Source organism: Alphaproteobacteria bacterium, from assembly GCA_016722515.1.
GTDB lineage: Bacteria > Pseudomonadota > Alphaproteobacteria > Rickettsiales > JADKJE01 > JADKJE01.
This window is the reverse complement of the sequence record JADKJE010000002.1, coordinates 532,527-544,924: the sequence shown is the minus strand read 5'-3', so window position 1 is coordinate 544,924 and position 12,398 is coordinate 532,527. Positions and strand designations below refer to the sequence as shown.

7 protein-coding genes are annotated in these 12,398 nt (G+C 42.4%); 5 read left to right on the top strand and 2 right to left on the bottom strand.

What is annotated here, in order from left to right:
- Positions 1 to 113: 113 nt before the first annotated feature.
- On the bottom strand, positions 114 to 5,948 hold the full coding sequence (locus IPP74_07270; protein ID MBL0319073.1) for a filamentous hemagglutinin N-terminal domain-containing protein: 5,835 nt from the start codon (positions 5,946 to 5,948) through the stop codon (positions 114 to 116).
- Positions 5,949 to 6,268: 320 nt separating this feature from the next.
- On the bottom strand, positions 6,269 to 6,949 hold the full coding sequence (locus tag IPP74_07265) for a glutathione S-transferase family protein (GenBank protein ID MBL0319072.1): 681 nt from the start codon (positions 6,947 to 6,949) through the stop codon (positions 6,269 to 6,271).
- A 234-nt stretch (positions 6,950 to 7,183) separates the two neighbouring features.
- Between IPP74_07265 and IPP74_07260 the strand changes: the two genes are divergently transcribed.
- Genes IPP74_07260 through hemF form a run of 5 tightly spaced genes read left to right on the top strand, consistent with a single transcriptional unit; the run spans position 7,184 to position 12,334 of the window.
- On the top strand, positions 7,184 to 7,915 hold the full coding sequence (locus tag IPP74_07260) for an ABC transporter ATP-binding protein (GenBank protein ID MBL0319071.1): 732 nt from the start codon (positions 7,184 to 7,186) through the stop codon (positions 7,913 to 7,915).
- The gene (locus IPP74_07255) at positions 7,912 to 8,643 is read left to right on the top strand and encodes an ABC transporter permease subunit (protein MBL0319070.1); all 732 of its coding nucleotides are present in this window, start codon (positions 7,912 to 7,914) and stop codon (positions 8,641 to 8,643) included. Before IPP74_07260 ends, IPP74_07255 begins: the two co-directional genes overlap by 4 nt.
- Complete coding sequence (locus tag IPP74_07250; GenBank protein ID MBL0319069.1) at positions 8,644 to 10,545, top strand: GldG family protein; 1,902 nt, start codon at positions 8,644 to 8,646, stop codon at positions 10,543 to 10,545.
- Positions 10,542 to 11,498, top strand: coding sequence for a DUF4340 domain-containing protein (locus IPP74_07245; protein ID MBL0319068.1), 957 nt, complete (start codon positions 10,542 to 10,544; stop codon positions 11,496 to 11,498). The genes IPP74_07250 and IPP74_07245 overlap by 4 nt, the downstream gene beginning before the upstream one ends.
- On the top strand, positions 11,495 to 12,334 hold the full coding sequence (gene hemF / locus IPP74_07240; GenBank protein ID MBL0319067.1) for an oxygen-dependent coproporphyrinogen oxidase: 840 nt from the start codon (positions 11,495 to 11,497) through the stop codon (positions 12,332 to 12,334). The genes IPP74_07245 and hemF overlap by 4 nt, the downstream gene beginning before the upstream one ends.
- The last annotated feature ends 64 nt before the right edge of the window (positions 12,335 to 12,398 follow it).

The window sequence follows — 12,398 nt, the reverse complement described above, 5'->3', positions numbered from 1 at the left end:
TGTTGTATTTGTACCACAGTTTCTTAATAAGTTATTAATAAAAACGGGGTGTCGCACTAACACCCCGTTTTTTCTTAACCTTTTGATAACAATTCTATTTAAGTTTCATACCATTATTTTGCCTCGCAATTGACATCTTCACAGAAATCCTCTGGTGTAATGCCCAGAACGACAGCATCGGTTACGTCTAATTCCTTCGCGTTGTTATCCCCTTCTTGTAGCAGATTGCGGACACTATCACTATCCATCACAACCAATTCATTTCCTGGCTGTATTATCAAGATCGACTCTCCAGAATAACCACTGTCAAAACCGGTAACGGTTTGTTTTACAAGCGAATCATTGGCTTGAGCTTCGGGGTCTTGATCAACAACGAATAAGTAGATATCATTTTCGGCAAAGACTCCTGTTAAATCAAAGGATTCTCCATAATTTCCATGGGTATTGGCTCTGCTGATAATATCTCCGGCAATGACGGCATTTTCACCTTCATTTTCTTCGTCAAAATTTCCAGCAGCAAGCACGAGAGCCGCCGCAGCAAAGGAACTCGAGCCACATCCACCTTCACAGGCGAACTCGCCAGCCGATCCGATCGACGTTGCATCCGCTGTAACAATGGCGTTGCCATTCAGAAGAACAACATCATCCGTTGCATAGAGTATGCCCCCAGCCACTGCAATGGCATCACCTGATCCGTGGTGTTCTACACCCGATTCAGTGAAAGTATCATATCCCATTTTGATTGAATTCGATTTGACTTCTAAATTGCCGTTCAACATCAATTCTGCAGCATCGGATAAGTAACCTAATCCACTCAGGGCGCTTAAATCAACATCAACATCAAAGTAGTCGGCATTCACATTCTCAGCATCATTATTCACAACATCTGCAATGAAGAAGGGTATTTTAGAATTCAATACAATGCCTGCACCACCACCGAATAAGGCTACGGCTAGACTCTCTCCATAAGCATCATTGGATGTAGTGGTTGTAGCACTGACATTGAAATCATTGGCAAGATAGGTGTTGCCTCCTGCGGCCATGAGTGCTACAGCTACGGCTAATTGATCGCCTGGAACGCCGTCAACATTCACATTTGCATCAACATTGACAGATCCAGAAGCATTGAGCTCTCCTGCACCATCGTTACCACCTTGAACAAACAATTGAGATAAGGCGCTTACATCTGTAGATCCCGAAACAATCAGGTTTTTCTCATTACCCAATTTTTCTTCTTCGTTTGAATCATTCAGAGTCACATCACTATTAATATTACTATTTCCATCAAGTGAGACGGTACCTGTGGCAGCAACATAACCCAAACTTGATGCTTGGAGTTCACCGGCCATATAGCCAGATGATACGGTTGCATCTATTTCTGAATGAATATTTAAGTCTCGGTTAATAATTGTTTGAGCATCCGCATTGCCTTCATTTCCAGCTACTGCATAGAATTGAGCGTTAGCTGAGGCAAAATCAAGCTGATTCACATCGATATTGGCATATGCAGAGAGATTTGTTTCGCCATTGATTGCAACCGTACCTCCTCCATTATAATCCACCGATGCAGAGGCTTCTACGTCACTGATACTGTACCCATTTGTACCGTAAGCTGAGGCGTAAGCATCAACGTTACCATTGACTTCGATATCATCATAGGTTTCAATACCAAAGGCAGCCGTAGCTTCAGCGGTACCTGCATAATAACCATCATTTTCGGCAGAGGCTTCCACATTAACAGCGCCGTCAACCGTAACTTTACCATACGCATCAATCTGAATTTCAGCATCGGCATCAGCATCACCAACTTCATAACCATCTAAATATGCATAGGCGCTGGCAGACATATCTTCACTGACAACAACGTCGCCATTTGCATCTAAATTAATCTTAGCATTGGCATACGTGTTAATATCAGAATTACTTATCAAATAACTATTAACCTGCGTTAAACCATTATTTGCATAATTGCTAGCGGTTGCTGTTGCACTTAATTTTCCATTGATAGTCAAATCGCCAGCAGCATCAAAATTAATTGAAGCGGAAGCGCTTGCATCCGAATTGCCACTGGTAATATACGTGGTGGCGAGTGCAGTGATATCCCCATTTAGGTTGATATCGTGGCCAAATTTACCTGTAGTTTCAGCATTAAACGTAGCTTTGGCAACGCCATCTGAAGCTCCATAGGATTCATTATCAGAGCCTGGCATATATTCATTAGCCGTGATCGTTGTAGAGCCATCAATGGTAATTGAGCCATCGTTAGCAACATAATCGACCTCAGCAGTAGCCATACCTTCTGCTTCATCTAATCCATAAGCATCAAGCCGTTGATCAGCATTCACATCCACATTACCCATGACATGGATTGATCCAGAATGATAACCTGACTCAAATTCATAGCCACTACGTAATTTCAGAGCGGCATACGCCTTGCCTGAATCGGCATCATATGAAGCATAAACATCTGACACGGCATGAATCGTAGCGTCACCATCTAATAAAATAGTATTGGTTGCTCTTAAATCAGCGGATGCAGAAGCATCGTTATAATCCGCAGCGGTGTAATTTGAAGCATATGTTTCTGCATGTAGGTTAATATTACCGTGCATTTCTATGGACCCATTTTGGGAACTGCTTCCATCAACATAACCTGCTGTTACATTCAAGTAAGCATCGGCCTCCACATCGCCTCCATTTGCATCCCAAGCGACATTGCTTCCATAAGCATTTGCGGTGACATCACCATTAATGGTTACATCATTGATCGCATGCACATCGACAGAGGCTGTGGCATCAACTCCACCGGCATAATCGCCTTCCCCTTTGGCATTGGCTGTGGCAATGGTTTCACCGTTGATTAACACAGAACCGAATTCACCACCAAATCGACCAGCTTCTATATCGATACTAGATTCTGCTTTAGTATCTCCGGCAGATCCGTATACTCCTTCGGAGCCAACATTCTCAGCCGATGCAATGGCCGTTAAGTCACCATTAATGGTTACATCATTAGTAGCGTCTGCATCAATATAAGCAGAGGCTTCAGCATCTGAAACGGCTCCATCAATGACGATGTTTGCAGATACATCGGTATCACCTGTAATAAAGATTGATCCACCGGCATCACCATTATTTGCATATAAATCAAAACCTGCATCTGCGGTGCCATCCGACGCATAAGAGTTAAAATCCATAGTAACATCAGCGCTAATCGATGTATTGCCTTCTACGTTGATGTCTCCATCGTAGCTATCATAGCTAACATACGCATTGGCATATGCTTGTGCATCATCGCCAGAGTCTGCACCCATATCCACGTTGGCTTCAACGTCAACATCACCATTAATAGAGATTGCTCCTGGGATATTGCCATACTCGCTTGAATAACCTGCTTCAACTGAAAACTGGGCATCGGCATGGCCATTATAGGCCGTTGATTGTGCATACATCAGTGCGTTAGCGTCGATAGTCACATTACCGGTTACATTGACATCTTGGGTTGCATCGAAATCAATATTGGCTTCAGCATATCCATACCATGTTTGATTCACAGAAGTTTCAGAGCTTGAACCACTGAGTGCATGGGCCGAAACATCAATATTACCCGTTACATCGATTGAACCAGGTATCTCACTTTCTTCTACTCCTGCATTGCCTGCATTAATATTGAAAAAGGCGGTAGCATTTTCTTTATAAGCTGAATCACTGGCATCATTACTGGCGGTAGCCTTAACGGTTGTGTTGCCATCTACGGTTACATCTTTGGTTGCATCAAGGTTAATGGCGGCATTTGCAGAGGCATATTGGGCATCATAGCCATCCATATACGCACTGGCTTCCACATCCATATAGCCCGAAATATCAATAGAATGTGAACCGCTGACACTTTCAGTGTTAGTATCCATGGTCAGTAACGCATCAACATCCAGCTTATAAGGATTTGTTCCTCCAACATCACCACTTGCATGAACAGTGGTATTACCTTCAACTGAGATATTTCCTGCAGACATAATATCTGCGGATGCTAATACCGTATTGACTGGGTAAACGACACCTTCTACGGTTTCATAGGAAGCAGCACCTGAAGCCAATGTTAAATCGGAAGTAACCACAACATTACCAGTAATGTCTACAGAACCTAAACCACCGTTAGCTCCTGAATCAATCAACACGATACTTTTGGCGCTGGCTTGCTGTCCTTCGCCGTTACCCTCGCCATATGCTGTAATCGTTGTATAACCATTGATGGTGACGCCGTTATGAGCTTCAATATCGGCTTTGCTCAGTACATCAAAATTTCCAGCTTCACTGTTTAAATCGAGATTGATGTTAATATTGCCATTGACTGTAGCTGCACCACTTGATCGAATAGTCAATATACCGTCAGCAAGCGCTCCGTAAGCGGTTGAGTTATTATCAATCGTTACGTTTTTAATCGATATATTACCGCCACCTGTGGTGGTAATAGTGATATCGCCTGGATTGATAACAGGAGTGCCACCTGTTTGCAAACTACCGATACCCACGCCGCCACTACCCGCATAAATATTAATATTACCGGTTGAGGTTTGAATTTTATCATTTACGTCCTGGAATTCAACACGTCCGCTCGCGCCTGTAGCTTCCAAGGTGATATTGCCACTACCCCCATGGAGGACGTTATCCGCTAAATTTTGCATGGTTACAAGATTCGTAGCCTGAATATCTACTGCAGTACCTGCTTGAGATAATGTTTCAATGGTATTTTCATAGATATCATTGGTTCCTGCTATACCACTACCGTTTTTAATTGTCATGGTTGTTGGGTCAAGGATAATCTTACCGCCTACTCCATGCGGAGCTTCTGCATGGAATGTACCATTCAATTTGACATTGTTGCCGCTTACTTCAATGGTGCCACCATTGCCCGCCGTACTGCCGCCTTTAGCTGATAAAACAGCGTTTTGGCTGAAATGATTCATATGGTTGGCAATTGTCGTGATTTGACCACCATTACCACTTACGCCGCCATCTGCATGAACATTCACTTGGTTCAAATTGATATCACCTACAGATGCAACCACAACCGTACCGCCGTTATGGTCCGCATCCAAGGCATCAGCATCAACCACGCCACTGAGATTAACCACAGCATTAGCTATATCTGAAGCTAGTTTTGTAGTCATCATCACTTGGCCTGATTGGGCTTGAAGGGTTCCGGTGTTCACAACACCGATTTTCTGTAAATTTTCATTTGATACGCCATAGGTGATCAAATTGTCCCCTCTTAAATCCACGGTCACATTATTCGTTGAAGCTAATTGAACTTGACCAAGATCCGCTTTGATATACCCACTATTTTCAACAGAAGGAGAGGCCAGAACAGCAAATCCACCGTTAGAGACGTTGATATTACCTTGGTTAACAACTTGGCCTTCACCTTTTCCTTGTATCGAATACACATCACCATCGGCTTTTACATCCATCGCTGTCGTTGCTAGTAATGAGCCTACGTTTACTTGTGACGTTCCATAAAAAGTGATACCTGCATTATTTAAAATGAACACACGGCCGTTTGCATTGAGTGCGCCTCTTAATTCACTCGGAACACCACCAATAACGCGGTTAATAGCGACTGCATCAGCATTAGGTTGAGAGAAATTGACCGACTCGTTTGTACCTGTGGAAAAGGTTTGCCAGTTTATATCAAGTCGCTGAGTATCTTGTGTGATATGAGTGTTATTGTCCTGAGTGGCGATCGTGCCTGACCCGTTGGTAATCGTGCCTCCTGTTGGAGCTGCCATACTTTTGGCTGTCATGAACACAGCCATACCAAACACCAACAAACTGCTACATAAGTTTACCACTGATTTGTTTCTTTTGGCGATTGACCACCGGTATTCTTTATTCGAATTATCACAAATAAACTCACGTGAACCGTGATTTAAACTTTTATCGGTACGCATTTCCCTTCTCCCGTATTTCCATTTTCTCATAAAACCTGGCAATTCATTATATATTTCTTCACTATATAACCGATCACCTTCACAACCCTCAATAATACTCATTATTTATTTAGCTATTATTAACTACGCATGAAAATATTATAATTCTATTGCGTTTTATTTGTCTTTTTTGGAATAACTCTTATAGATCTGATGGTTAGATCGCAAAGAAATACGCACTATCTCAGCGTCTTGGGAACATTTTGAAAAGGTTCAAATGTACAAAACCCGGGCTACACAAGAGGTTCCCTGGGGATATACATTACATAGAAATCAACTCATTAGAAATCAAGCAAAACATAATGAGCAGGAGGTACAAAGCCCGGAATACGGTCATGAAGCACAGGCCTCATGCTAGGGCGCGATTTGATGATAGCATACCAATCCTTGGCCACAGGATGGTCATCCCACTGGATATCTCCCAGATAATCAAGGACTGAAAGATGGCTCACGGCCGCAATATCAGCAAGGGAAAAATTTTCCCCGGCCAGACAGCGTCTTTCACGTATTAGATGGGTAATATAGTCTAAATGGGCCAACAAATTTGTTTTAGCCGCACGTATTGCCTGAGAATTGGGCTCCGCACTCGATGTATAAAAATATTTAAAATATTTCTCATGCAAGAGAGGGCCTGAAACTTCGTGGTAAAATTTCCGGTCAAACCAGCCCATAACCCTGCGAACCTCGGCACGTTGGGCTATGGATTTTCCAAGCAAATTTAAATCCTGGTAATATTCATGCAGATATTCGCAAATCGCATTATGGTCTTTTATCAAGACCCCTTCTTGTTCCAGCAATACCGGCAAATCACCTGCAGGGTTCATCCGCATAAATTCCGGCCGTCTTTCCCACACATTTTCTGTAACCAATTCAAACGACAATTGCTTTTCTCGCAGCAGGATACGCACCTTCCTCGAAAATGGGCAAAGCGGAAAATGATAAAGATGGCGTGGCACCGACATTGAAGGACCTTTGGGATAAACGAAGACAGGACTGTTGATGACAGAATAGCAAGTTTCTAGGCGCTTGAAAAGGAGCTTGAAAAACAAACCGCATAAAAACGACGATAACAATCTAAGTCATAGATAAAATAGCTTAGTTAGAGTCAGGATCCGACCACCAACGGGGTCACTCTCTTACTTTCTCGTAGACAAGCTTCCTTACCTCCATTACCATCGGTATATTAGAGGATTCCCATGCAGCCACTACTGACTGTCACCCAGCTTTCAAAACATTTTGGCTCATTGACTGCCGTCAATCGGGTAAGCTTTCATGTTGAGCGCGGACAGATTCTAGCCTTCATCGGTCCAAACGGGGCAGGTAAAACAACCACTATTCGTATGATTGCAGGCTATTTATTACCGTCTGAGGGGGATTTTTTCTACAATGGAGTTTCGTTTTCTGATGATCCTTTTTTGTTAAGGTCCCATTTAGGCTACCTGGCAGAAGGTTGTCCTCTTTATCACGACATGAACGTTCTTGATTTCTTAAAATACAGTGCCCGGATTCATCACATGACACGCACAAAGGAAAAAGAACGTCTTGCATTTGTGCTGGAAACCCTGCAACTGTGTTCCGTTCGCCACGTCACCATCAGAACATTGTCCAAAGGGTATAAGCGGCGAGTGGGGTTAGCCCAAGCCATTCTGCATGACCCCGACTTATTAATCCTCGACGAACCAACCGATGGGCTGGATCCTTTGCAGAAAGATGAAGTCTATAAATTGCTGCAAGAGCTTGGCAAAGAAAAAGCCATTATCTTTTCTACCCACAATCTTGAAGAGGCCTATTTTTTGGCAGGCCGAGCGGTTATCATTCATCGAGGCGAAATAGCGGCCTATGATTCACCCGCTGCCATTATCAGCGCAACAGGCGCTGCCAATTTTGACGAAGCCTTTAAGATGATTATCAAAAAGGATTCCCGATGAATATCATCTACACCATCGCTAAGCGCGAATTTTTCGGTTATTTTGAAACACCACTTGCTTTTGTGTTTCTCATGATTTTTTTGCTTTTCCAAGGTATCTTTACGTTTTATCTTGGACAATTCCTAGAACGAGAGCAAGCATCCCTGGAATCGTTTTTTATTTGGCTTCCCTGGTTGCTAATGTTTTTTGTGCCAGCCATTGGTATGCGCTTATGGCCGGAAGAAAGGAAAGAAGGAACGCTTGAAATGCTATGGGCTCTTCCGGTTCCTATGTATCGCATAGTGATTGCAAAATATGTTGCTGCACTGAGCTTTTTATGGTTGGCGATTGCTCTAACCTTTCCTTTCTGGTTGATTGTTCAGTATTTGGGGAATCCTGATAATAGCATTATCATAACCGGTTATATTGGTTCATTTATGATTGCAGGCGGTTATTTAGCTATCGCCATGGCGGTTTCCTCACTTACGCGGAATCAGGTCATTGCCTTTATTTTGGCACTGGCTGCTTGTTTTTTCTTTACAGTAACAAGCTTCCCACTGGTGTTGGATTTTTTCAGCAAATGGCTTTCACAGGACCTCCTTGATGTTGTTGCCTATTTTAGTTTTATCACCCACATGGATGAAATGGCGCGCGGTTTAATTAGCTTCCAACAGCTCGTTTTTTTTGCATCTCTCATTCTGCTATGCCTTTATCTAAATACACTTATGCTTCATTCGAGGAGACAATAGATGAAATCATTGATGCTCTTCTTAAAACAGCACAGCATCTGGTTTGTAACGATCCTTGTTTTCATTTCGTGGTCTGCTGTTAATATTATCAGTTATTATGGGATTACGAATGCCAAGATCGACTTAAGTAATGGTCAGATTTTTACGCTCTCAAAGCATTCTCAATCACTCCTTAAAGAAATGAAATCACCGTTGACGATCCGCTTTTTTTACTCGCGTGAGGCGGGCGAACATAATCCTGTTATTCAACGTTATGCCAAACGCATCCGGTCGTTGCTTCTGGATTATAAATCACATTCTCACGGTCAAATAAAACTTGAATTTATTGATCCAAAGCCCTATTCCTCCGAAGAAGATTTGGCTCTTTCACATGGTATTCAAGGCGTACCGTTGGATAATTTTGGCACTAAACTTTATTTGGGCTTATCTGTTGCCAGCCAAACAGATGATATTGTTGCCATCCCCTATCTGGATGTCGAAAAAGAACAATTCCTGGAATATGATATTAGTCGTACCTTGTATGATTTTATCCATCCAGAAAAGAAAAACATTGGTATTATTACCAGCATTCCATTAGGTAATTTTGTTCCAGAGGGAAAAACCATGCGTTTCCAACCATGGGCACTATTTCAACAAATTCAGGATCTCTATCATCTCACCTTCATTGATCCTGCAACTATGCAGCATTTGCCAACCGACATGGATATCCTGTTGATGGTCCAGCCAAGTCAATTACCAGATCCATTGCTTTATGACATCGACCAATATATCCTTAAGGGGGGAAAAACTATTATTTTTGATGATCCGCTGATTGAATCCGCTAATCCAAAAGCAGTACCTCATTCCACCCATGGCATCGATTTTCTCTTTAACGCCTGGGGAATTGCTATTGACCCTTCGATGGTCGTAGGCGATTTTTCAAATGCCACCGCGGTTGCACAAGATAACTCAGCCCAACAAGTAACGTCCTACCTCCCCTGGCCTACGCTGACCAAAAACAATTTTTCGCGCGACGATGTTACCATTTCTAATTTAAATCGCATTCAATTAGCAAGTGCTGGCTTTATCCAAAAAATGGCCAACCATTCGACCATCATTGCGCCCTTGTTATTTAGCACCAAACAAAGCATGCCACTGAATGTCGATATTGTTAGACGCGCTTCACCTAAAGAATTATTATCGCATTTTAAACCTTCAGGCATCAGCTATACTTATGGGGCGCGCATCTTGGGTTCCTTATCTACCGCTTTTCCCAATGGAATTTCTAACCATCCTCCCAAGAACGAACATGGAATGAGTAATACTGTGGATGAATCTGCCAGCTCACCCCATGTGCTTCATTCTGTTAAAGATACTCATGTAGTGGTGATTGCCGATATCGATTTGCTTCATGACCGTTTCTGGGCACAAATACAGGATATGTATGGCCAGCGTGTTGTAATTCCGTTCTCTGATAATGCCTTCTTTATCTTAAACATGATAGATCAGTTTGGTGGGAGTGATTCACTCATCCATTTGCGTTCAAAAGGAAATCAAACCCGACCTTTTACGACCATTGACGTCATCAAGAAAAAATCTGAACAGCTTTACCTTGCAAAAGAAAAATCACTCCAGCAAAGCTTAATCATCCTTGAAAAGCAGCTTACGGATGCCGCAACGAAAAATAACAATGCCTCTTCTATTATTACCCCATCGCAAGGTCAAACCATTGAAGCTATCCGTTTTAAATTATTGGAAACCCGCAAAGAACTCCGAAATGTTAATCATGCCTTGCGCGAGGAAATTGAATCCTATTATTTTATTATCAAATGGATTGGAATCGGAATGATCCCCTCTGCCTTGTGCATCATTTATTTCATCATAGGCATTAGGAAGACTGTGATTAGAAGGAGAATTCATTGAAACGATTTCTCGCTATTATAGCCGTTATTATTATTGTCAGCCTTTCATTCTTTACCAAAAACTATTACGAAAGCCTGATTCAATCCAAGCCTACACAGGCACTGTTTTTGCCCCATCTGAAACAAGAATTGGCAAGCATTGATAGTATCTCCATTCAAACAGCCAAGGGTAACTGTACGGTTGTTAAACAGGATGGTTGGGTAGATGAGTCATCGCATTATCCTATTACGCTTGAGTCTCGGCGTAAATTGCTCCTTGATTTATCGACCTTAACGATCGTCGATAAAAAAACATCCTCTGCGGGTGACCACGAAAAATTAGGGCTTCTTACCAATAACACTCCACCAAATAATCAAGCAAGTAACGCGTATGGTGATCAGATTATCCTGTATTCGCACGGCAAGCCACTTTACCATTTAGTGATTGGTTATGCCCAGCGCAACATTAAGCATGTTTCTGGTCTCAATTATTTTTATATTCGCCATCATGACCGTCAGGATGCCTTTCTTGTCAAAGGCGAAATCAATATCCCCAGCTGTAAAGATGATTATTTTGAACCCATTAATCTTAATGTTACGTTAGACGATATTAAAACCATTGATGTAAAGTCAAATCTTGTGAAAATTGGTCATATTGATTTAACTAACAAACTCACTTCCAATTCCGATAAAACAGCATTTGCTTCATACGAACAGACTCTTTCATCCATTCCAGTCATTGCTGTTTGGGATTCTAAACCAGTTATTAAAACGAAAACGACAGCTGAATACGTTTCCTACACCACCACCAAACAGCAGATCGTGGCTCTAGCTCTAACGGATGATGGTACTCATTATTGGCTCACTATTGACGATGCACGGAACCCCAAGCTGCATCAATGGTTTTTTGAAATATCACCGCCGACCAGAAGACAATTAGTAGACTCTCTTTATCAATTAAAAACGCCGCTATGAATCTAGATCAACAAAAACAACACGCACAGCAATGGTTCGAATCATTGCGAAATGATATTTGTTCCGAATTTGAACGTATCGAAGATGAACTCACGGGATCTTCACAACCTTCAGGTCGCTTTACCCGCACCAACTGGGAGCGTGAAGGCGGTGGTGGTGGAACCATGGCGGTTATGAAAGGGCGGGTATTTGAAAAAGTAGGCGTAAATGTTTCTGCTGTGCATGGTGAATTCACAGACAATTTCCGTAAGGAAGTTCCTGGAGCTCTGGAGGACCCACGTTTTTTTGCCACCGGTGTTTCCCTAGTTGCCCATATGTGCTCCCCCCATGTTCCAGCCGTTCATATGAACACACGTTTTATCTGCACGAGCAAAAGCTGGTTCGGCGGTGGAACCGATTTAACACCGATATTTCCCAATACCCAAGATACCGATGATTTTCATCATGCCCTGAAGCAGGCCTGCGATGCATACTCTCCTGAGTATTACCCCCAATTTAAAAAAGAGTGCGATGAGTATTTTTTTCTCAAACATCGCAATGAACCACGTGGCATCGGTGGCATTTTCTTTGATTACTTAAATACCGATAACTGGGATGTTGATTTCTCATTTGTTCAAAAAGTAGGCATGACCTTTTTGCACATTTATCCACAACTTGTACGCAGGCATATGTTTAGCCCATGGAGTAACAGCGAGCGCGAAGCACAATTAATCAAACGCGGTCGCTATGTTGAATTTAATCTTCTCTATGATCGCGGCACCCGTTTTGGTCTGATGACAGGCGGCAACGTAGAGGCCATTTTAATGTCGCTCCCCCCTGAAGTACGCTGGCCTTAATTGCCAAATATTAATATTTGTTAACTATTTTGCATCCAAAGAATTTATTTTAATTCTTGTGATA